This window comes from Fibrobacter sp. UWH6 (genome assembly GCF_900142465.1).
In the GTDB taxonomy this organism is placed as follows: Bacteria; Fibrobacterota; Fibrobacteria; order Fibrobacterales; family Fibrobacteraceae; genus Fibrobacter.
In genome coordinates this window covers 67,396-88,536 of sequence record NZ_FRAX01000016.1, presented here as the reverse complement: position 1 = coordinate 88,536, position 21,141 = coordinate 67,396, and the positions used below count along the sequence as shown (strand labels likewise).

At 46.8% G+C, this 21,141-nt stretch carries 20 protein-coding genes; 10 read left to right on the top strand and 10 right to left on the bottom strand.

Annotated features, from left to right (window positions below; all coding sequences use genetic code 11):
* Positions 1 to 16 precede the first annotated feature (16 nt).
* From BUB73_RS13040 to lspA, 3 genes are read left to right on the top strand one after another with little or no spacing between them, the layout of a single operon-like run.
* On the top strand, positions 17 to 577 hold the full coding sequence (locus tag BUB73_RS13040) for a hypothetical protein (protein ID WP_073160447.1): 561 nt from the start codon (positions 17 to 19) through the stop codon (positions 575 to 577).
* Complete coding sequence (locus tag BUB73_RS13035) at positions 570 to 1,712, top strand: squalene/phytoene synthase family protein (protein ID WP_073286471.1); 1,143 nt, start codon at positions 570 to 572, stop codon at positions 1,710 to 1,712. The genes BUB73_RS13040 and BUB73_RS13035 overlap by 8 nt, the downstream gene beginning before the upstream one ends.
* Complete coding sequence (gene lspA / locus BUB73_RS13030; protein ID WP_073236605.1) at positions 1,712 to 2,290, top strand: signal peptidase II; 579 nt, start codon at positions 1,712 to 1,714, stop codon at positions 2,288 to 2,290. The genes BUB73_RS13035 and lspA overlap by 1 nt, the downstream gene beginning before the upstream one ends.
* Positions 2,291 to 2,292: 2 nt before the next feature.
* Here lspA and BUB73_RS13025 read toward each other — a convergent pair whose 3' ends face one another.
* The gene (locus BUB73_RS13025) at positions 2,293 to 2,973 is read right to left on the bottom strand and encodes a hypothetical protein (RefSeq protein ID WP_073286468.1); all 681 of its coding nucleotides are present in this window, start codon (positions 2,971 to 2,973) and stop codon (positions 2,293 to 2,295) included.
* Positions 2,974 to 2,995: 22 nt separating this feature from the next.
* Positions 2,996 to 3,769: an FISUMP domain-containing protein gene (locus BUB73_RS13020; protein WP_175547678.1), complete on the bottom strand. Its 774-nt coding sequence runs from the start codon at positions 3,767 to 3,769 to the stop codon at positions 2,996 to 2,998.
* A 135-nt stretch (positions 3,770 to 3,904) separates the two neighbouring features.
* Between BUB73_RS13020 and BUB73_RS17010 the strand changes: the two genes are divergently transcribed.
* Together BUB73_RS17010 and guaA are read left to right on the top strand one after the other, a co-directional pair.
* Positions 3,905 to 4,123: a hypothetical protein gene (locus BUB73_RS17010; RefSeq protein WP_139258415.1), complete on the top strand. Its 219-nt coding sequence runs from the start codon at positions 3,905 to 3,907 to the stop codon at positions 4,121 to 4,123.
* A gap of 85 nt (positions 4,124 to 4,208) precedes the next feature.
* Positions 4,209 to 6,032: a glutamine-hydrolyzing GMP synthase gene (guaA, locus tag BUB73_RS13015; RefSeq protein WP_073286502.1), complete on the top strand. Its 1,824-nt coding sequence runs from the start codon at positions 4,209 to 4,211 to the stop codon at positions 6,030 to 6,032.
* Between the two features lie 216 nt (positions 6,033 to 6,248).
* Here the strand turns inward: guaA and BUB73_RS13005 are convergent, their stop codons facing one another.
* The gene (locus BUB73_RS13005; protein WP_073286462.1) at positions 6,249 to 7,082 is read right to left on the bottom strand and encodes an FtsZ/tubulin family protein; all 834 of its coding nucleotides are present in this window, start codon (positions 7,080 to 7,082) and stop codon (positions 6,249 to 6,251) included.
* Between the two features lie 23 nt (positions 7,083 to 7,105).
* Positions 7,106 to 9,448, bottom strand: coding sequence for an AAA family ATPase (locus BUB73_RS13000; RefSeq protein WP_073286459.1), 2,343 nt, complete (start codon positions 9,446 to 9,448; stop codon positions 7,106 to 7,108).
* A 94-nt stretch (positions 9,449 to 9,542) separates the two neighbouring features.
* Between BUB73_RS13000 and BUB73_RS12995 the strand changes: the two genes are divergently transcribed.
* Positions 9,543 to 10,556, top strand: a complete 1,014-nt coding sequence (locus tag BUB73_RS12995; RefSeq protein WP_073286500.1) for a WYL domain-containing protein — start codon at positions 9,543 to 9,545, stop codon at positions 10,554 to 10,556.
* 2 nt (positions 10,557 to 10,558) lie between these two features.
* Here BUB73_RS12995 and BUB73_RS12990 read toward each other — a convergent pair whose 3' ends face one another.
* From BUB73_RS12990 to BUB73_RS12975, 4 genes are all read right to left on the bottom strand, one after another.
* Positions 10,559 to 11,692: a PDDEXK-like family protein gene (locus tag BUB73_RS12990; RefSeq protein ID WP_170932287.1), complete on the bottom strand. Its 1,134-nt coding sequence runs from the start codon at positions 11,690 to 11,692 to the stop codon at positions 10,559 to 10,561.
* Positions 11,693 to 11,868: 176 nt separating this feature from the next.
* A complete protein-coding gene (locus BUB73_RS12985) occupies positions 11,869 to 12,303 on the bottom strand; it encodes a hypothetical protein (protein WP_073286453.1) in 435 nt (144 codons plus the stop codon).
* 331 nt (positions 12,304 to 12,634) lie between these two features.
* On the bottom strand, positions 12,635 to 12,940 hold the full coding sequence (locus BUB73_RS12980; protein ID WP_073286449.1) for a hypothetical protein: 306 nt from the start codon (positions 12,938 to 12,940) through the stop codon (positions 12,635 to 12,637).
* A 55-nt stretch (positions 12,941 to 12,995) separates the two neighbouring features.
* Positions 12,996 to 13,316 carry a hypothetical protein gene (locus tag BUB73_RS12975; protein WP_139259220.1) on the bottom strand — a complete coding sequence of 107 codons (321 nt, stop codon included), beginning with the start codon at positions 13,314 to 13,316 and terminating at the stop codon, positions 12,996 to 12,998.
* A gap of 444 nt (positions 13,317 to 13,760) precedes the next feature.
* Here BUB73_RS12975 and BUB73_RS12970 point away from each other — a divergent pair, with 444 nt between their 5' ends.
* The 4 genes from BUB73_RS12970 to BUB73_RS17400 are packed head-to-tail and all read left to right on the top strand — an operon-like array spanning position 13,761 to position 18,045.
* Complete coding sequence (locus BUB73_RS12970; RefSeq protein WP_073286443.1) at positions 13,761 to 15,206, top strand: FISUMP domain-containing protein; 1,446 nt, start codon at positions 13,761 to 13,763, stop codon at positions 15,204 to 15,206.
* Positions 15,207 to 15,235: 29 nt separating this feature from the next.
* Positions 15,236 to 16,534, top strand: a complete 1,299-nt coding sequence (locus tag BUB73_RS12965; RefSeq protein WP_073286440.1) for a fibrobacter succinogenes major paralogous domain-containing protein — start codon at positions 15,236 to 15,238, stop codon at positions 16,532 to 16,534.
* 8 nt (positions 16,535 to 16,542) lie between these two features.
* Positions 16,543 to 17,898, top strand: a complete 1,356-nt coding sequence (locus BUB73_RS12960; protein ID WP_139259219.1) for a hypothetical protein — start codon at positions 16,543 to 16,545, stop codon at positions 17,896 to 17,898.
* Between the two features lie 6 nt (positions 17,899 to 17,904).
* The gene (locus tag BUB73_RS17400) at positions 17,905 to 18,045 is read left to right on the top strand and encodes a hypothetical protein (RefSeq protein WP_158236594.1); all 141 of its coding nucleotides are present in this window, start codon (positions 17,905 to 17,907) and stop codon (positions 18,043 to 18,045) included.
* 350 nt (positions 18,046 to 18,395) lie between these two features.
* Here BUB73_RS17400 and BUB73_RS12950 read toward each other — a convergent pair whose 3' ends face one another.
* Positions 18,396 to 19,571, bottom strand: coding sequence for an FprA family A-type flavoprotein (locus tag BUB73_RS12950; protein ID WP_212668351.1), 1,176 nt, complete (start codon positions 19,569 to 19,571; stop codon positions 18,396 to 18,398).
* A gap of 2 nt (positions 19,572 to 19,573) precedes the next feature.
* Positions 19,574 to 21,082, bottom strand: a complete 1,509-nt coding sequence (locus BUB73_RS12945; RefSeq protein WP_073286434.1) for a leucyl aminopeptidase family protein — start codon at positions 21,080 to 21,082, stop codon at positions 19,574 to 19,576.
* Positions 21,083 to 21,141: the final 59 nt, after the last annotated feature.

The following is a 21,141-nucleotide window of genomic DNA, read 5'->3' as shown; positions in this document are numbered from 1 at the left end:
TTAAATTTGCCGTGTTATGGACATTCTTTCTAGTTTGGATTACTGGTTCTGGACCCCGATTTTTGCCTGGGTAGGCCTCTATCGTTGGTTTAATCGAATTTCTTACCCCACTTATTTTAAAAGTCAGATGCGCAAGGGCCAAAAATGGGCCTACATCCCGGCCTGGAAGGGCTATTGGGCTCTGTGCGACAAGGTTTTTACCCTGGCTGCGGCCCTGTTGTCGGCGCTTCCCGCCATTTGGATCGTAAATAGGTGGACTGATTCCCCATGGTACATGGGTTTTGCTTCTTCGCCCCTGTTTTTGGCGGTTGGCTTTGTTCTTTGCAGGGCCGCCAAGAACAAAACGGCCAAACTTTACCAGAGTGCTTACTTCCTTGAGTACCGCAAGGTGCGTTACAAGTACGAAGTCAAGGGAAACTTCAGGAACGAGGCTGACGTACAGAATCAGACTGTCTGGAGCTACACCAAGAAATTGAAGAATGCCGAGGCCCATGGTCGTCTGTGGAAGTATGTGAACGCCATGGCCAAGACTAAGAAGATTCCCCCCGACATTTACGCGGAGACCATGTATGTCTAACATTCTCGACCAGGCTGGTATGGGCGAGGCTGTGCTGACCGGTAAGGAGGCATGGGCCTATTCCGAAGACATCCTGCTGAAGGTATCCAGGACGTTCGCCCTGAACATTAATGTCTTGAAGGGTAAGCTGCACAAGAGCATCTTGCTTGCCTACCTGTATCTGCGAATTGCCGATACGGTAGAAGACGATCCTGATATGGTTGCCTCGGAAAAGGAAGTCATACTGGAAAAGTTCGCCAAGATTTTTAGATCCGCTGAACTGCGTGAAGAGGCCGTTTCTGAATTCGAGGGTTCTTTGCCGGCCAGCTGGCGTGCCCGCGCTACGGAACCTTATTTTGATCTGTGCCTGCATACCCATGTGGTGGTTCCCCTGCTCAAGGAACTGCCCGAAGTCTATGCCGCTCCGGTCCGTGATGTGACTGTTGAAATGTGCGGTGGTATGGCCAAGTTTGCCAAGCGTCAGGAAGCCGCCCTCAGCTCCGGCTGGTTCACTCTGGAATCCGTTGGCGATCTGGATGAATACTGCTACTATGTTGCAGGTATCGTCGGCAAGTTGCTGACTCACCTTTTTGCCGCAGACACCTGCCTGATTAGCGACGCCCGCAAGGCCGAAATGCAGAAGCTGGATGTTAGCTTCGGCCTGGCCCTGCAGGTTGCAAATATCGTAAAGGACTGCCGCGAAGATTCTGAACGCCGCGTGTGCTTTGTTCCCGAAGAAATCTGCCGCAGGCACGGTTTTGCCCATAGCTACGACATGTTCGTGGGCGAGGCCGGTTCCGCTCCCGCTGCAGGATCCGCTCCCGCTGCAGGATCCGCAGGATCTGCCGACTTCGAAAAGCGTCGTGCTGCCGTCATGGGTGAGCTGGTGCAGAAGGCCTGGTGTCATCTGGATGATGCCATCGCCTATACCAAGCTGATTCCCAACATCAAGATGCGTACCCGCCTGTTCTGCCTGTGGCCCCTGTTCATGGCCGCCGAAAACATGAAGTTGATCGGCGACGGCTCCGCCATCTTCGCAAGCGACAAGAAGGTGAAGATTTCCCGCGATACCGTCAAGCAGATTGTGAAGTCCACCATGAAGCATTTCTACAGCGATAAGTGGATCGACCGAAAGTTTAAAGAGGTTCGAACCTAATGAAGTTCTATAACAAGTTGCCGTTCCATATTGCGGTTATCATTTTTAGTATCGTTTCTGACCAGCTTACCAAGCTGTGGGCCTTGGCCCGATTCACCAACGAAACCGGCGCTCCCAATCATGAAATCATTAACGTGATTGGCGAACTGGCCCGATTCCAGCTGGTGTTCAATAAGGGTGCCGCCTTCAGTAGCCGCCCCCAGGACCTGATGCCCTTCTTGCCGCCCTGGCTGTTCTTCTTGCTGATTTCTGTTGTGGCTGCGGTGGTGCTGTTCTGGTTCTACAGAAGCATCGACAAACGCGACTACCTGAGCCGCCTTGGTGTGGTGATGATCATCGGTGGCGCCATCGGAAACTTTATTGACCGTATGCGCCTGCAGATGGTGGTAGACTTTATCGACTGCGATTTCCCCGACTTCATCATGACAAGATTTCCCACCTTTAACGTGGCGGATTCCTTTGTGACTGTGGGCGTCGCTCTAGTGATTCTTTCTCCGGTAATTTTACGCAAACTGCATAAACAAATTAAGGAAGAAGAAAAGGCCGCCAAGGAAGCTAAGGCTACCAAGGCGGAATAAGCCTAGTCCTTTACATTTTGCATGGACTCGAATTTGACCCAGGCTTCGGCCGGGGTCTTTTCTGTTGCTGTAGACAGTACGTTGTAGTCGACGGCGATCTTGTCGGTGTTGGTCAAGTCAAAGGCCAGGTCATTCTTGTCTATGGTCTTGACCAGGTGACCGTTTACGAAGGCCTGTAAGTTGCCGGAATCGGTTGTCTGTACCTTGACCTGGTTGAATTCCCCGATCTTGATGAATGAGGAATCGGCCGACAATTTCAAAATGTTCTTGCCGGGGTCGTTGATGGTGAACTTTCCGTCGGCGTGGACGTCAAAGCGGTAGTCATCATAACTGTTTTTCTTGAACAGCTGAATGCCTGCATAGTTCATGTTGTCGCCTATCTTGATTTGAACCACAAAACCGCAGGCCACAAAGCGTGTGTAGTTGGCACTGAGGATCCAGTTCCTGATACTTTTGTTTGCCTTGCCGTCGCCGCTGGTAACGTGTATCACTCCGCTTTCCATTTCGAAGTTAGGGGAACTGTCGAAAGCGAAATCGACAGAAGACACATCTTCGCTAACGAAGTTGTTTGTGGGTTCACCCTGGGAGGGAATGTCGACGGAGTTTCCGTTGGCCGATGTGGAACTTTCGCCGCTGCAAGCAATAAGGAATGCGGCCAGTAGACTTAGATACTTGCTGTTCATGACGATTCCCTTTGTGAGACTGTTACTTGATTTTGATGGCGCGGACGCTGAACTTGCAATTCTTGTTTGACGATAGTTCGGCGAAGGTTTCGTTGTAGTAACTCAAATGTCTAAAGTATGCCTTTTCCTGGTCCTTTTCTTCGTCGGTCCAGAAGTAGGCGTAATTGTTCAGATAGTTGAAGACCTTAAGGCTGCTCTGGGATCCTGCGGGCAATGCCTTGAATCCGAATGAGTCCTGGCCGGGAATACGTGTCCCAAGCATGCCGGTTTCGCACCAGTGCTCTGTGTTGGACTTTAGGGCTGTACCTGCCTGCAGGCCCGTGCTCTTCTGACAGAAGTTTTCCAGTTCGACAAAATCTTCGCGGGTGGGGAGGCGGAAGCCTTCGGGTACGGCAAGCTTTGCCTGTTCCCAGGTGTACAGCAGGCCGTAGGTGGTCGCCTTTTCGGAACTGTTGTTGTACGGGTTGGCGCCTTCTACCACGAATGCGAGATTCTCTGCCATCCATTCCTGGTTGCCGATGATGACCGTCTTGTAGGTGCGGCCGTCACGGGGGTCGGTAAATTCACTGGAAACCTTGTTGGCTTCGCTGGCGATACGGTTGAGCTCTTCCAACTTTTCGGGCGGGAGAATATCCTGGTTGTTGGCTCCACAATGGGGGCAGTAGTTGAAATTGAAGGAAATATCCTTATGGCATTTCTTGCAGCCCTTGATCAAGGGGAGCGCCTTTTTACAATTCATACAGAAATGAGTTGTGGCGTCAGTAATCTCGGCATAACAGTTGGGGCATAAAATCATGATTTTCTCCAGTTCTTGTGCGCTCTTCTTAAAAGCGTCTATAGAAAGGAAAATAATATGTTTTCCCCAAAAAAAATCTAACGGACTAAAATAAATAACCCATATAATTGACTTTTTGTGCCGATCACACCCAAAATGGCACCCCATCGAGACCTGCTCCTGAGCGAATCAAAAACGAAAATTCTCCGCAGGCAATTGAAAAGACGGATGCTGGAATTTATCCGCCAGGCGGACGCTTACGGTATCGACATCGTCATTTCCTTTGATATCGAGAATGCCAATGCCGATCAGCTTGAACGCACGATGAACGATCTGGAGATGATTGATGCGACCGTAGAAAACGAACCTTGCTGATTTGAATATGAAGTGGATAATCGGATCGCTGATCGCCTAGAGAAGGGGTTTGTTTGATAAATATTTTTTCTATCTTTACCCCCGTATGAAGAATGTAGATACTATTGCCGTTCTTGATTTTGGTGGCCAGTATGCCCACCTGATCGCAAATCGTGTCCGCCGCCTCGGCGTTTTCACCGAAATTCATTCCCCAAACTGCGACGTTTCCGAACTGGAAGGCGTCAAGGGAATCATCTATTCCGGTGGCCCCTCCAGCGTTTATGCAGCCGACGCTCCGGAATACAATCCCGAAATCTTGAACCTGCCGGTGCCCAAGCTGGGTATCTGCTACGGTCATCAGCTTATCGCCCAGCAGCTGGGTGGTCACGTTGAACCGGGCAAGGTAAAGGAATACGGCATCGCCGACCTGATTGTTGGCGACGAAAAGTGCCCGATTTTGAAGGACCTGCCCAAGGCCTCCCCCATGTGGATGAGTCATGGCGACCAGGTGACCAAGCTGCCCGAAGGCTACCGCATCGTGGCAAGCACCAAGGACTGCGAAATCGCAGCCGTCGCTTTCGACGAACGCAAGATCTACGGCATTCAGTTCCACCCCGAAGTGACCCACAGTAAGTTCGGCATGAAGCTTCTCGAAAACTTCATCGACATTACCGGCGCTGAAAAGACCTGGAACATGAAGAGCTACCTGCCCCTCATCACCGCCCGTATCCAGGAACAGGTGAAGGACCGCAAGGTGTTCCTCCTGGTGTCTGGCGGTGTGGACTCCACGGTGGCATTCGTTCTCCTGAACCGCGTGCTGGGCCCCGAAAAGGTTCTTGGCCTCCACGTGGATAACGGCATGATGCGTCTGGGTGAATCCCAGAAGATCATGGACTTCCTCAAGGCCGAAGGCATGAACAACCTTCAGATCCGCGACGCCAGCGAACACTTCCTGGCAAAGCTCAAGGGCGTTACCGCTCCTGAAACCAAGCGCGGCATCATCGGTAAGGAATTCCTTGTCGTCAAGGACGAGGAAATGGCCAAGCTGAACCTTGACCCCAACCAGTGGATGATGGCCCAGGGTACCATTTACCCCGATACCATCGAATCCGGTGGCACCAAGAATGCAGACAAGATCAAGACCCACCACAACCGCGTCCAGGAAGTTCTGGACCTGATGGAAAAGGGCCTTGTGCTGGAACCGCTGGCCGACCTCTACAAGGATGAAGTCCGTGCCCTGGGCGAAGAACTGGGCATTCCCCACAACCTTGTATGGCGTCACCCCTTCCCGGGTCCGGGTCTGGGCGTCCGTCTGCTTTGCAGCGATGGCGTCCTGACCGACGACATGGTCAAGTTTGAAGACGTGAAGGACTCTCAGGGCGGCTCCTTGGCCGACTACCTGAAGGCAAATAACATTTCTGGCCGCATGCTCCCCATCAAGAGCGTTGGCGTTCAGGGCGATGGCCGTACCTATGCACAGCCGTTCCTGCTGACGACCGCTGGTCTCTCCTGGAAGGACTGCGAAAAGTTCTCCACCGAACTTGCAAACCGCTTCAAGGCCATCAACCGCGTAATCTATCAGATCGGTACCGTGGCCGATGAAGACCCGAAGCTTGTGGAACAGTACGCCACCCGCGAGAACTTCGATACTCTGCGTAAGTTCGACGACATCTGCACCACCTTCCTGCAGGAAAACAAGCTGTACGAAGAAATCTGGCAGATGCCTGTGGTATCCGTTCCGCTGCGCACCGCAGGCAAGCCCTGCATCGTGATGCGCCCGGTGAACTCCACCGAAGCCATGACCGCCAACTTCGCAGAAATTGACCAGGGCATGCTTGCAGGTCTCTGGCGCAAGTTCGAAGCAGAAGGCGCCGGCTCCCTCTGGTACGACGTCACCCACAAGCCCCCCGGAACCATTGAATGGGAGTAAACCGAATCCAGCGAAAACATGCTTGCATGTTTTCATTGGTGAGCCGAAGGGCAGACGCTGGAGCCGCAGGCGTAAGCGTCCGTAAGGCGAAAAGCGCCATGGGAGTAATGTGCAAGCCGAGCGCCGCATCCCTCAATCCAAATTTAAAAGAGCCTACCGAGTTTCATCTCGGCAGGCTTTTTTATATCAATCACCAAGATTTTCCGAGCATTTTATTCAGGATGCATTAACATACCATACATGAGCATAGGGACTCCATGTTCCTGGCAATTGCATTGCACTGCACATAAAGCAGAGTTCTTCCTTTGGAGTATTTTTTTCTACAGCATGTTGAATGCCTTCCAAAGCATCACAGAATTCCTGGATAGTATAATCGCAATTGTGAGATACCACAACCATATAAATCTTAGTCTTTGGAATGTTGATTTTTTCAAGACTAATTGCGTTGCTTAAGTTTACGCCCTTGTATTCTAAGCAAGCATTTGGACCGATTCCTTTGCAAAATTCATCATAGTCTACAGAAATTACTCCATCTTCGTTAGATAACCATAGCAAAGATAGTACGCAGTTTTTCATCAACGAATCTACCTGCAAATAGATTGTATTAAAGCATTCTTTGGACAATTCGCCCTTAAGGACTTGATTACAATCCAATACCGTATAGAAATCCCTTGCGTCGACCGCATCGCAAATTGTTTTCTTAAGAAGTTCTGCACGTTGTTTACGTTCGCTTCCTTCAAATACAAATGGACTGCTCATGATGAGACCTACTCGCCATCCCGCTGCCTTTGCGCTGCGTGACAATTGAAGTAATTTATTGTATGGATAAAGACCTCCCAAACCGCAGACAATAATCATCAATTTGTTATTTGTCATGGCTTTGAAGCTGGGGCAGCAACAATTTTCGAAATCCAACTGATCCGCACCCACGTCAATCGTGTGAAAGTCTACGTTCATAAGACTTTTTTGTTCGCAAAGCTTGCAAACATCATTTACAACCTTGGCTCCGGAAGTTCCTAAACCGACTATTCTTACGAAATTATTCATCATTCATCCTTTGTTAAAAAACTCTCCTAAAAACCCAAGCGCCTACCACGATGTTCATCCTTGCAGGCGATTTCTTCAGTCATCATTTCTGAAATCAAATTCAAACTCAAAGAATCATTTGGCATGTAACGAATCTTTCGTTTTATCGATGCAAAATCACTTATGGTTAGATTTGTTTTTTCAGAAATGTCCCGAGGGCACACAACACACTTTGCACAACACGGAATTTCACCAAAGAAAGTTCTCCAAGCCAGTTCAATCTGCTTTTGATTCATATACCCAAAGCCAATCTTCATTTGGAAACGCCTGCGTATTGCTAAGTCCAAAGCAAACAAATTGTTTGTGGCAGCAATAAACAATCCATTGAAATTTTCCATTTGGCATAGGAACTCATTCACTTGAGTTATTTCCCAATGCTTTTCTGCAGATTGACGGCTTTCCAAAAGACTGTCTGCTTCGTCCAAGAATAATATGGACTGCGTTTTTTCAGCCTCTTCAAAGGCATCTCGAATACCTTTTTCGGTCTCCCCCACATATCTTCCCAAAATATCGCTGGTTCGTTTCACAACCAGTTCGCGCCCCATCAATATAGAGGCGATGTATTCAACAAATGCTGTTTTTCCTGTACCGGGAGGACCATAAAGAAGAATGTTTACATTTTCTTGTGTTCCCGAATCTATGGATTTTTTCCACATTTCGTTGAAGTTTTTGAGCATTGGCTCAATAGCGTGTAAATCAAAAGTTTCATCATCAAAATGGATGAACTCTGTGTTATAAAGATGGCTTGATGCAGATTTCTTTCTTGCAGATATAGGAATATCCAAAAGTTTTGCATGGGCAGTAGCGACTTCTCGCACCACATCGAAAGCAGAATTGTTTTTTAAAAGTTTAGCCTGCTGTATAGCCAAGGTTGCAGTGCCTGCCATTACAGGAATTTCTTCTGCGATAGACTTTAATTGATCAGCGGTGAGCATGCACTCCGCATCGTTTGCCTTAAGTACAGACTTCCATATGGACAAACGTTCTTCTTTGCCAAAGGAACTGAATTCCAGGGCGTAATTAAAACGCCTACGAGTGCTGTTCGTAACGGAATTCATGCTGTTGGTAATCCAGATAATCGGTGTTTTTATGTTTTCAAAAAGGATGTTCAAATACCCTTTTTCGGCACAATTCAAAACCTGGTCTGCTTCATCCATTAGAATAAAGCCCCCATCCTTTTGACATTCCCAATCGGCCATCAACAAAGAACGAATACGATTGTTTAGACGGGTCATGTTGTCCATATTCTCGTCACCCATACCCACATCCAAAAGTCGCATACCAAGCTCACTAGCAAGCACCTTAGCAAGTTCTGTCTTGCCGGTACCTTCGCGGCCATAAAAAAGAATATGTAATGGCTTATCCTTTGAACATTCAAAATGCTTTTTCAGAAATTCCATTACATAAAGAGCCTTGGAATTCTGCTTACAAATTTGACTAAAAGAAACTACAGGTTTTGAAGCCTCTTTAAAGTTCAAAATCTTTGCATTGGTTGAAAAACCATAGAGAAAATCAGAAATATCCTTGTTTAGGTAAAGCTCTTTCTGGCAGACAGTATTATCGGGGACGTTGTCATCGCTATTATCCAGTGTTCCGATAATCTTGAATTTAACCAGCGGACTGTCTTCGGAACAAAGCTTATGCAATGTTTCGATGTTCAAACCAGTCAACATAAGTACACGTTCGAAAGTCCCCCGTGTATGAGGGTCAAAATTAGAATCACGTTCTTCGCCATAGCTTCGGTAAAGTTTAAAGAACATATTCCTATGATCCTTAAGCCAAAGGTAAAGAACCAGTTCCAAGGCTTCATTTGAAAGATTGAAAATCTTTTTGAGTTCAAGTGCACTTTTGAAAGAAATGTCCTCTGGATTAAACCCTTCATTGACACGGCTGTATGCACACCTTTTTACAGCCTCCCCCATTAATCCTTTTACCGAGTGATCAGGGGGTTTGATGATAAAGGTCGATATAATGGAATTTGATAATTTACCGTCCTTGGTTTCATTAAACCTTTTTAAAGCATCCCTAAGAGGCATAGGATTCATGTTGACATAAATATTTGTCTTGTCTAGGAACTCCATGCTAGAGCAAGTCTCGTAGACCTGCTTGAGTAAAAAGCAGCGATATTCATCATCCAGGTACACGTCAAGGAATCTTGACATATCACCATTTGGATAGTTTCGGATAAAACGAATCCAGTACTCTATAATCTTGATGTTTAAAAAGCTAAGCTTGGATTCTTGCTTGGTTGCATAAGCGGTTTCTGAATTAAGCCTATCTAAGGTGCTTTTTGTATAGTTTTCTGCGTCATTTTTGTAGTTTGAGTTCATAAATCACCTCTTTTTTTGATAAAAAGTATAGATTAGGTATACGACAATACTTGTCGCATAAAACTTTTATCGTTTGAGTGACAAAGGGGTGATCATGGCTGATTACAAAAAATGCGAAAGACAAATTCAGATACTTATTCAATTTCTGACAAAGCCGAAGCAAAGCTTTTCGGTGAGTCAGATGATGCATGCCATGGGATTGTCCGAAGCGGAACGACGTAACGTTCAGCGCGATATGAACGACCTGGTCAATCAGCCAAATAACCTTGTGATAAGCGAAGGCCGCGGTGCTCACAAGACCTATAAAACGGGCCTTAATGTTATGGACAAGCTGGAACTCCCCAACTTTGAAGAAGTCTTGCTCCAGTTTGTATTTTTGCAGCGAATAATGAACATTTACCCGGGAACGGCGGACCTTATAAAGGACCTGCTTGAACGTATACAGAAGAACCTACCCTATAAACAGCGTGATAGATTGGAGGAAGTATACAGGGACATCAGTTCCAGGGTACTTTTTATGGGCATGCAGCCGGATATTGATGAGACAGCCAACGAAAAACTGAATACGATCCTTAAGGCAATACGCACCCACCACGAAATCCACACCCATTACGAAAACACCTATGGTGAAGAGATTATTTCTGACAGGGTGCCTTTAATGATGGTTCTGTACCAGAATGAAATCTACATCGGGTGCGTTAGTCATGGAGACCCGTTGCATGTGTATGCCATTAAGCTACGCCGCATTATTTCGGTTGATATTATTCAAAAGACCTTTGTGGAGAACAATGCTTCTTTAGAAGCTCTTCGTAAAAAAGTTCGAGACCTTTCGTTGTTTGACCGTGAACCCGGTACCGAAAAAATAGAGCTGACCTTCCCTCTGCTTTCCCGTAAATACGTAGAGGAGCGCCCTTATCATAGATCTATGGTTATTAAGGAGCGTAAGGGCATGCTACACGTAACCATGGAAGTCAATGTCAATTCCCAACTGGTGCAATGGATCCTTTTCCATACAGAAAATGGCGTAAACGTGGTAAAGCCAGATTCATTAAAAAAGAGACTGCTCGAAATCGGGCAGACTCTTGTGGGAAAATATGAGGATAATTAGGTTTACTTGATCTTCTGAATGCAAATTTTTAAATCATTCAATAACTTTTTCAAATCAGATTTAAAAGTTCCATTTAAAACACTCTCATATTGCTTGAATGTCCATTTATTGTATTTTTGCCAATAATTATGAAGAATGAATGAAGCCGGATTCATTGGCTCTATATTCATTATTTCCTTATACAGATTTCGAATTTCGTTTATTTTCTCTATAGATAATTGTCGCTTGTCAATTACGGACTGTATTCCATAAACAATTCCTGTAAAATTATTGTTTTGGGGACTAAGTACAATATTATAATCTAATCCTGTTTCAAACGTTACAACTGCATATCGTTCAATTAGAGGCTTTTCTTTTTTTACTTTCAAATCGGTTTCTTCTGCAGCAGCTTCTATTTCTTGCCACAAGCGATTTTCAAAAAGTTTGTATATGGCACTTTCATTTTGTAATAAATAGAAAACAAGACTCATTCGTTTATCATTGCAACAAGCGACTTTTGCAACGTCCATTTTTTCCTCCTCTAATAAAGTTTGGCCTGTTAACTGTTTTACTAAGACTGCATATTGATAAATGGTTTCTTTAATTAATGGTTTTTCTTTTGAAATATCAATACATTTTTCAAGCCAAGATGTAATGTCTTGTTTATATGATATTTTTATATAATCATCTTCTTTTAACCTGCCTAAACTATTTGGAGTTGCATCTCTTCCTTCTAAAGTTAAATACACTAAAACAGCCTTTGGATTATACTCATGGTAACGAGCTAATTGATTGGGCTGATCATCTGCATAAATTTTATCTTCAATAATCAGTGATTTAGAATCATTTTCTGTACATTTGACGTAAATATCAATACGACCATATTGTGTTGAGCATTCTTTAATCACAGACACAGAATTTGGCATTTCTAAACCAAGTTCTTTATAGAAAAGTTGCAGGAACTTGTTACCCATCTTGTGGGAGCCATTGGGATTTAGTAATTCTGCAATAAAGGAGGAATGAATAAGTTCTTTTGTGTCTAAATGAAGAATGTTGAAAATGTTGAATTCAGCTTCGGCTTTATTGTTTATATCACAATATTTCTTTCTGACGTCATCTAATGCATTAAAAAAATCATTAAGAAATTGTTCATCCATATATCCAACCATAAAAATGTATGTAGAGTTTTATTAAACCTTCTTAACTAAATATATCACGAAATTCTTTTTTTTTCAAATCTACGAAATATTTAATTGTTGTAAATAGTTGATAAGACAAGTATGTGTGTATGTAAAAATCTACCCCAATTGGAGTAGACTTTTGTTTTAATCAATTATTGATTTGAACGGGCGTTTTCTAAAGCCTTTTTCAGCTTGGTGATACCAAAGCGGAAAATGTCTGCAACACGGAGGCCTCTCCAATTTTCGTCGGGATATGGAGCGATTTCTCCAGAGGCATTTACAGTCAAGTAGTTTTCGTCCTTGACGAACAGATAGAATTTGTCGGTCACTTCGACGCATTCACCTAATTCAGCAACAGCCTTGGTTGAGATCAAATTGCAATCAGCGTCGTAGAAACGCCATTCCTTTTTCACCTTTACCAAGAAACTGTCTTCTGTAAAGCCAACGCACTTGCCGTCTGACGTCATGGATCTTTTTGTATTGTCCTGATATTCAACGACAATGAATACGACCTTTGACTTTGGGGCTCCAATTGCATGAACACCCATGGGGGAACCTTTGGAAACCTTCTCGATTTTATTTGCCATATAGCTATCCTCTGTTATATGATTACAGTTTGTTATGACAATAAGATAGATTGACTATACGTCAAATTTAGTCGTGTAGAAAATCGGTTTCAAATTGAAGTGACCTTATTTGCCCCCCCCCTATATTGTAGATAATTATAACCAAGCACCGATAAAAGTTCTTTCTTTAGGTGAATCGCACTATGGAAAGAATGTCGACGTCAACGAGATTAACAAAGAAAAAAATGGAAAAGTAACACTAAGAGAACTTTCATCTAAAGAATACTATATGGAAGTTTAGGAAAACTACGCCGCACTTTTTTCAATTTGTCTCACCAGTGGTGAGAGTATTCTACAAAGACTTGATCTCTTCTTCGGAAAGACCGGAGCATCTAGCAACTTTATCAATTGAATCGCCTTCTGCTAGCATAGCCTTAGCCATTTCTCGGGCCTTTGCATTCGCTCCTTCGACACGACCCTCTGCGCGGCCTTCGTCACGTTCCTCTTCAAGCATGTCCTTGAATGTCATGTAGTCGCTCCTTGTCTTAGGGTCCTTATGGTAGAAGTCAACCTTACTCTGGATGGCTTGCGTCACGGCAGTGGTTGCTTCATCGGTGGCAAAATACTTTAGGTAATCGCGAATGGATTCATCGGTCACGGCCTCGTACTTACTAAAATTACAAAATTTGCTAAGGCGAATGAAGCGGACAAATTTATTTGTCCATTTCTGAGCCGCACAAATTAGGAACGAAGTTCCCAAAAATCTTGTAAGTCAGGTCTCCCAAAATCAAGGAATGGTCTTCCTTTTCGCGATTTTCAAATTCGTAAATCGGTCGATTCTTGCCGAAGATATCTTCCGGGCAGAGAAAGATGACGTATTGTTCCTTGAGTTCCTTGTATTTATGGGAACTCCCGAGAGTTTCCGTATCGCAGATATCCTGGTAGTAGCGGGCACGCTTGGGCAGTTCGCCTGAATCCACCATCTGCATCTCCAGATCTGTAACGCCCCAAAATCCTTGTCCCCGAACTAGCACAGTTTTGCAACAAGCTTGCACAGTGATTGCGACGACGGGACAAGGGTTGCCCAGGCCTGAATTAGACCGACAAACACATTGAGAATATGAAGCAAAGCCGCTGGAAGGAACACTTCCACGGCTTTTCATTTTTAGCCAAGTCTGAGTACGGATTTGGCGTTTTTGGTTCAATTTCGCCAATTTCTAAAAGTTTCACAAGTTCTGCGAAGGGTGTGCAAGGCACTAGCAATAGATCTGCTAATACATTGCCCCCCGATCGCCAGACGGCCCAAACCTGAACAAGATATCACAAGGTCACGGGGACAAAGTTTGTGGAAATCTGCTGGACAGCGGATTCGGGTCAACACATCTTCCTCGGCTTTTTTTATTTATACGTATCTATACTATATTTGTAAAATGCATTCGCTTAAAAGAAAAACATTCCCTCTTTTCATCGCAACCCTTTTGGCGATTCTAGTCGAGTTCTCCGCATGCAGTAACTCATCCGAGCCCGACGACATTAGCGGAAATTCAACAACCGAGCAAGGTTCTTCTAGCCTCATTGAAGCTGATATTCCAACATCCTGCCCCGAGAAGCTTGGTGAAAATGAAATTTGCGACCCTCGCGATTTCAAGATTTACCACACCACGGAAATTGGCGCACTGATCTGGACATCCGAGAACCTTCGTTACAAGGTCGAGGGTAGCCGCTGTTTCGAAGACAATGATTCAAACTGCGTCAAGTTCGGCCGTCTGTACAATTGGACGCAGGCCATGGATTTTAAACCCTATTTCCTGCGCAACACAGCCGAGGATTCCATCAAAAAGCCCTACCATCAGGGAATCTGTATGCCGGGTTGGCATGTCCCCGACACTCTGGAATGGAAATACCTGATGAGCTATACCGACATCATGAAAGAAGACCCTTACGGTTTCAAGGTTCTCCATGGCGGTTTTTACAACAACTATTTTTTCTCGTACTGGCCTGACGCAGACAGATTCATCACTTCTACCGAAAGTGATGAAATGGACTATTATGTAGACTACAATCAGGATACTTTCTTCGACGAAACGGTACCTCAATCAAGAGTGAACAGTTTCGGCGTCGACCCAAAAGACAACTCCATCAACGAATCCTCCAAATCCCACGGATTTTCTTTACGTTGCGTCAAGGATACCTTGCTCATGGAAATGATCATTCCCTCCAGTTCCTCCGTCGCATCCAGTTCCTCTATTGAGCTGTCCAGTTCATCAGAAGACGCCCCCTCATCCAGTGAAGAAGTCTGCGCCAGTGTACAAAAAGAGAGCTGGAAGTATCTGAGCTCCAAAGTAAAGTATGATGTTTTCCAGGATGACCGAGACGGCCATTGTTACAAGAGTGTCAAAATCGGAGACCAGGTCTGGATGGCAGAAAACCTAAACTATGTCGACTCCATCGCCCACCCCTTCTTTGCAGGGAAAACCCATTGTCTAGGCAACGACCCCGACAGCTGTGAAATCTTTGGACGTTTTTACACCCAGGTGGCGGCCATGAAGGCATGCCCCGAAGGTTGGCATCTTCCGTTCAGTGATGAAATCTACACCCTTCTGGAAACAGTAAGCGACGCCTCCCTTAAGTCAGCGGAATGGACTTGGCAAGAAAGCCCAGCAACAAACGAAAGCGGATTTTCCGCATTGCCCCTTGGAATATTCGTTGACGAGGCGGGCTATTGTGGCGATGCTTGCGACGTGATAGAAGAATATTTCTTTGGTTACGGAGAACTGGTAAATATTTGGAGCCGCCAAAAGTCTTTCCTCCCTGACGATGAATTCTCTTCCTATCTATTAATGTTCGATTACGCCAAGGAACCCGCAAGAGTCGACCTCGAAGAACGAATCATGGGAATGAACGTTCGCTGCGTCCACAACTAATTTGATTTTTGGGAGAGAAGGTTGTTTATATGCTAAACTATACGAAAAAGTCTTTTTGCACCTGCCTGCTTGCATCGATCCTTGCATCGGTCTTCCTTACAGCCTGCGGCGATAGCGACTCAGGAAGTCCGAATTCGCCGGAGGAAAACCAGGCTAATTCTTCCAACAGTCTGTCTATAGCCCAATGCGAAGATCGTTATGGCATTTCCGGAAGTAACTCCTGGTCGAAAACGATCACCGACTCATCCTTGATCAAGGACGTTGCCTGTTCCAAGGCTACGGAATTCATCGACCAGAAGGGTGGCGTTCAGACGGTTTGTCACGAATTAACATACAATTCCGAATATAACCGCCTGGAAATATTCCTTTCGTCTGAATATGGCTATAGGAAAGTCTGGGTTACCCTTGACGGTTGTAAATACAATTTAGGAAGCGACGGCGACTTCAACACCTTGATCGCAAAGGCCCCTGAATGGAAACTGGACGGATGCCTCTGCAAGGAAGAAAAGGGCGAGACCTATTATCGCAACAGCGCACCGAAAATCTTAGCGGAAAGTTCCAGTTCCATGGCCGAAGAGGAATCTTCCTCAAGCATGGAATACCCCAGGGAATCTTCCAGCAGCATCGCCTACGTGCCGCCCTCAGAAGCTGTCGCTGGAACCATGGTCGATAAGCGGGACAATCGCGAATACAAAACCGTGACCATCGGCAGTCAAACCTGGATGGCCGAAAATCTTGCATACGCCTATACGGAACCCACAAAGACACAGGACTCCTCCAGTTTCTGCAACAGTGAAGCTGAAGGAAATTGCGAAAAATACGGCCGTCTTTACCTATGGTCTGCTGCCATGGATTCCGCAGCCGTATTTTCAGAAAGCGGTAAAGGCTGCGGCTACGATTACAGGAAATGCGCTAACGAAGATAACAAGGGCACAGTCCGTGGAATCTGTCCTGAAGGCTGGCATCTGCCCAACGTCAATGAATATCAGGTCCTATTTACCGCCATCGGAGGACATAAAATACCGGGATATCCTGATTGGACCAATGTTGAAAAATCACTGAAGTCCCTTGATGGCTGGAGTGAATACAACAATCGCGACGCAAACGGTTATGACGACTACGGATTCTGCGTGCTACCGGCCGGCCGCGCCGATGACATAGGAGAAATCAATCCCTATGATCAAGGTGGCGTAGCCTTTTTCTGGACATCCGATCGCAGAAATGATTTCGTGGCCGAAATCATAACATTCGAAAATTGGACCCCGAACGTTAGCAATAGCGGAGTAGGCTCAGATTCATTTCTTTCTATTCGTTGCATAAAGGACTAGCAAATTCTATGAAAAACATAAGGTGGTTTACACTTGTTTCCTTTTTGTTCTGCACATTTACGGCCTGCACAGACAGCGGCATGACCCCCGAAGAAAAGGAAAGAGAAAAGGAACTGGAAGCCTATCGTGCTGAGCGAGATCTACTCGACAGCATCGTTGGAGGGATGAGTTCCGTCATTCGATTAAACCATTCCAGCGGAGGCAACGGAACACATATTTCCGATGGATTCCGCCCCTCCCGCAATACCGATACCACTATCGAAATCAATAAGTTCGTCAAGGATATGATCGTAGAAATTCGCTTTAGCGATCCTACGGTCTGCAATTACAAAAACACAAAGTTTTTATTAAACGGCAAAGAGATCAAAGGTGAACAATCTTCAGACTCTTACGGAGGACTCCTTTTCAGCGACATTTTCGAAAAGCAGGATGAAACACATCGTCTGGAAATTCAGTTGGATTCCGCCAACTGTGGAAACCTGAAGGAAACCTACACGTTGGTTCCATCAAAAAATCCAGGTGAAGCTCACTTTACAGAAGTCTGCTACAACTACGATGACTATTTTAGCACTTACGTAGAGGGATATTTCTACTCCAGGGTCATTCCATGCTACTACGGAGGTTTTTATTCCACCTACGTAGATACACTCCAATCCAGATGTTTCCTAAAAACCGAATCGGAATCCATGGAACTGAAGATTGATTTTGAAAAAGATTACGACATCATGAATTCCAGTCGCTATCAGAGAGGTGAAGTATCTCTTGACAGCGCCACCTTGGTCAACTTCCTGAATGGCGATACCAGCGCAACGTTGTCCTGCGCGCTCATTTTCCAGGACTGGCTTGTACCCGCACAGGTTAATAAGGAATTCAAATACTACAATCATTCCATCCATTTCAAGAAAGCGGAAAAACTTCGTCTATTAGACCTAGTCGTTAATGATTATAATATAAGTACAGTCGAGCCCTCCAATTTGGTGAGTTTCCTATTCACACGAACCACCGTAAAGGGGGAAAAGATTTTCGCTTCCGAATCCTATGGACTGTACCATACAACATCTCTTGGAGTCATGCATCAAATGCGTTGGAAAGATGTCTATGACGGACTCATCGACGAAAGCACCTCCGAAGACTCGGTGCAAGTCCTTGCAGTCGCCTGGCCCACAGGCGCCACCACAAAAGAAGAAGATGAACTCTTTACTATACTTAGGTATATCCGCTCGGAAGAAGATTCCTCCGTTTTTGCCACAACCCTGGATTCTGTCATGAACGTGGTAACCGACGAAGCCGGCAACATCAAGGACAAGTTCTACTTTATGGACGCCAGACGTATTCCCGGATACGACATAAAGGATTATCAGTAGCAAGACATGTCAGCCTTTACACCTGTAATCATCATTCTTGTTTGCATTCTCGGCCTCCTGTTACTGCCCGTGGTTCTAGGCTGCGGGCTACTGGTGTTCTTTGTTGGCAGCCTCAGCCTGAGCAAGACGCAAATACTCAGCAGATAAGTTTCCGCACCCAAGGTCAATACACTTGTCTGTCTCATGTACGTCGTACTTGTACGGACTGCCGCGATCCAAAATCGCGGGTATGCATTGCCAATTTCGAGCAGCGGACGCATCCAAATGCCGCCACCAATCAAATTGGCTAGCAACCATTTGATACAAAGATGCGTATGTGCTATTGACGTCACACGGCATCACAGCCATCAATACATTATTCAGCATAGGCTCGACCGAGCCGCGCGACCAGCGCTTGAGCAAAGCGAAAGCGCAATGGGAATAATTTTTCCCCTTAAAGAGAAAGCCGCTGGATCTGATTGATCCGCGGCTTTTTTTACGAGTTCAAATTCTCGAATTTATGCCAACAGTTCGTCGGCCAGCTTTTCCATCTGGGCGATGTTATCGTCCTTCATGGCGATTTTGATGCTGACCTTGTTCTGGGCGATGGTGATGTCCTTGGCGGCATCGAACATAGTGGCCATGTTCTTGGCGGCGGCGGGGGCCCAGGAACCGTTTTCCATGAAGGCGATGGTGCGCTTCTGGTAGTTGCGTTCCAGCAGGTGGTCGATGAATTCGCGCATCTTGGGGAACACGCCGGTGTTGTAGGTGGTGGTGGCCAGAACCAGCTTGCCGTAACGGAAGGCGTTCTCGATGCATTCGTAGGTGTCTTCGCGGGCAAGGTCAGAGACGACTACCTTCTTGCAGCCCTTGGCCTTCAGGATTTCTGCCAGCTTTTCTACAGCCTGCTTGGTGTTGCCATAGACAGAGGTGTAGGCGATCATGACGCCTTCAGATTCCACGTCGTAGTTGGTCCAGATCTTGTAGTAGTTCAGGTACTCTTCTACGTTGCCCACGATGGTGGGACCGTGGAGGGCGCAAATCTTTTCTACGGGAATGTCAGAAAGCTTTGCAAGCACAGCCTGGGCGTTGGCGCCGAACTTTCCTACGATGCCGAAGTAGTAGCGGCGGGCTTCGCAGGCCCAGCCTTCCGGGTCTTCAACGTCGTTAGCGCCGAACTTGCCGAAAGCGTCTGCTGAGAACAGGACCTTTTCGCTGGATTCATAGCTCATGATGACTTCGGGCCAGTGGACGTTGGCGGCAGTAACGAAGTTCAGGGTGTGTGCGCCCAGTTCCAGCTTGGTGCCTTCGCCGGCTACAACCTGACGATCGGCAAAGTCGGTTCCAAAGAAGTTCTTCATCATGGTGAAGGCCATCTTGGAAGAGACGATCTTTGCGGCGGGATACTTTTCCATAAACAGTTTGATGTTTGCGGAATGGTCCATTTCCATGTGGTGGACCACCAGGTAAGCGGGCTGCTTGTCGCCAATGGTCTCGGCGATATTCTTAAGCCATTGTTCTCCAAAATTCTGGTCTACCGAATCCATCACGGCGATCTGTTCATCCATGATGACGTAGGAGTTGTAGGCCATGCCCAGGGGCACTTCGAACTGGCCTTCGAAAAGGTCGATTTCGTGGTCGTTGACACCAACGTACTTAATAGAGTCGGTCACTTTCATTTCGTAAGAGAACATGGTTAAACCTCCTTGTATTCTTCGGTTGTTTCAGATGCTGTAGACATGCGGCGGGCAAGTTCGATAAGGGTCTGCACGCCAAAGCCGGTGGCACCGTATTCGGTGTACTTCCACTTCTTGGTAACGAAGGCGGTGCCTGCAATATCCCAGTGAGACCAGGCGGTGTTTTCGGGTACGAATTCCTGCAGGAAGAGGGCGGCGCTGATGGCACCGGCGTCGCTTCCGGTGTTCTTGAGGTCTGCAAACTTGTCCTTCAGGGCATCGGCGTATTCTTCTTCCAGAGGCATGCTCCAGAACTTTTCGCAGCAGGCTTCGCCGGCGTTGATGACGTTCAGGGCCAGGGCATCGTCGTTGCTGAAGAATCCGGTAACGGCATAACCCAATGCGCGGACCATGGCGCCTGTGAGGGTGGCCAGATCGATAATGTGGGTGGCTCCGATGAGGCCTGCTTCGGCCAGACCGTCAGAAAGTACAAGGCGGCCTTCGGCGTCGGTGTTGTCTACCATGACTGTCTTACCGTTCTTGGCGGTAAAGATATCGCCGGGGAGCACAGACTTGTTGCCGATGGCGTTTTCGGCCAGGCAGCAGATGGCGCTGACCTTCATGGGCAATTTCAAGGTGGCGATGGCCTGGATGGCTGCCAGAGTGGTGGCGGCACCGCTCATGTCGCTGATCATTTCGGGCATGGATTTGGGCGGTTTGAGGCAGAGGCCGCCGGTATCGAAGGTGAGACCCTTGCCAACGATGACCAGGTGGTCGGCGGAGCTGCGGTCTCCGCGCTTGCCTGCTGCAGCCTTGGTGCCGTCGTAGGTCATGGTAATCATGTGGGGTTCGTGGGAGCTACCCTTGCCAACGGTAACGTGGCCCATGAAGCCTTCCTTTTCCAGCTGCTTCATGTCGCGGACCTTGATGGAAAGGCCCGGAGTATACTTGGCGATGGTCTTGGCGCGTTCGACGAACTCGGCGGGGTAAAGGTCGCTGGCGCAAGTGTTGATCAAGTTCTTGGTCAGGGCGATGGCCTTCTGTTCGATGGCTACGTCTTCGGCGATGGCCTTGAATTCGGCAACGTGTTCGCCGGCGACGATTTCGAAGGTGACCTGGAAGTTTTCTTTCTGCTTGCTCTTGTAGGCGTCAAACTTGTAATCGGCGTAGTGGAGGCCGTGGGCGATGGCCTTGAACTGTTCGGGGGCGGCATCGGCAAGCATGATGCTTACTACGGGAATCTGGCGGGCCATGGCCTTCTTGGCCAGGCGATAGGCGGCCATGCGCAAGCGGTCCAGATTAGAGATGCCACGCTCCTTGGCGGCGTTGACGAAAATGGTGGAGGTGCCATCGATTTCCAGAAGTTCCAGGTCTTCGAAGGGGCCTTCCTGCATGCCGGCCAGAACGGATTCTACCTGCTTTTCGGCGGTTTCGGAAAGGACGTTGGAGAACTGGATGGACTGCTTGACAAAAAGAAGGGCGGACACATTGGCCTTGCCCGACGGAGTTTTAACAATATTCAATTTCATATGTCATTAATGTAGTTAAAAAATGCTATTATATTCCATGTAAGAACAGGAGGTTTTAT

Coding starts and splice junctions, on each gene's coding strand:
- BUB73_RS12995 (WP_073286500.1), top strand. CDS start 9,543: ATGGCTGATTACAAAAAATGCGAAAGACAAATTCAGATACTTATTCAA.
- BUB73_RS12960 (WP_139259219.1), top strand. CDS start 16,543: ATGAAAAACATAAGGTGGTTTACACTTGTTTCCTTTTTGTTCTGCACA.
- lspA (WP_073236605.1), top strand. CDS start 1,712: ATGAAGTTCTATAACAAGTTGCCGTTCCATATTGCGGTTATCATTTTT.
- guaA (WP_073286502.1), top strand. CDS start 4,209: ATGAAGAATGTAGATACTATTGCCGTTCTTGATTTTGGTGGCCAGTAT.
- BUB73_RS13035 (WP_073286471.1), top strand. CDS start 570: ATGTCTAACATTCTCGACCAGGCTGGTATGGGCGAGGCTGTGCTGACC.
- BUB73_RS17010 (WP_139258415.1), top strand. CDS start 3,905: ATGGCACCCCATCGAGACCTGCTCCTGAGCGAATCAAAAACGAAAATT.
- BUB73_RS13040 (WP_073160447.1), top strand. CDS start 17: ATGGACATTCTTTCTAGTTTGGATTACTGGTTCTGGACCCCGATTTTT.
- BUB73_RS12945 (WP_073286434.1), bottom strand. CDS start 21,082: ATGAAATTGAATATTGTTAAAACTCCGTCGGGCAAGGCCAATGTGTCC.
- BUB73_RS13020 (WP_175547678.1), bottom strand. CDS start 3,769: ATGATTTTATGCCCCAACTGTTATGCCGAGATTACTGACGCCACAACT.
- BUB73_RS13000 (WP_073286459.1), bottom strand. CDS start 9,448: ATGAACTCAAACTACAAAAATGACGCAGAAAACTATACAAAAAGCACC.
- BUB73_RS12965 (WP_073286440.1), top strand. CDS start 15,236: ATGCTAAACTATACGAAAAAGTCTTTTTGCACCTGCCTGCTTGCATCG.
- BUB73_RS13025 (WP_073286468.1), bottom strand. CDS start 2,973: ATGAACAGCAAGTATCTAAGTCTACTGGCCGCATTCCTTATTGCTTGC.
- BUB73_RS12985 (WP_073286453.1), bottom strand. CDS start 12,303: ATGGCAAATAAAATCGAGAAGGTTTCCAAAGGTTCCCCCATGGGTGTT.
- BUB73_RS13005 (WP_073286462.1), bottom strand. CDS start 7,082: ATGATGAATAATTTCGTAAGAATAGTCGGTTTAGGAACTTCCGGAGCC.
- BUB73_RS12990 (WP_170932287.1), bottom strand. CDS start 11,692: ATGGATGAACAATTTCTTAATGATTTTTTTAATGCATTAGATGACGTC.
- BUB73_RS12950 (WP_212668351.1), bottom strand. CDS start 19,571: ATGTTCTCTTACGAAATGAAAGTGACCGACTCTATTAAGTACGTTGGT.
- BUB73_RS17400 (WP_158236594.1), top strand. CDS start 17,905: ATGTCAGCCTTTACACCTGTAATCATCATTCTTGTTTGCATTCTCGGC.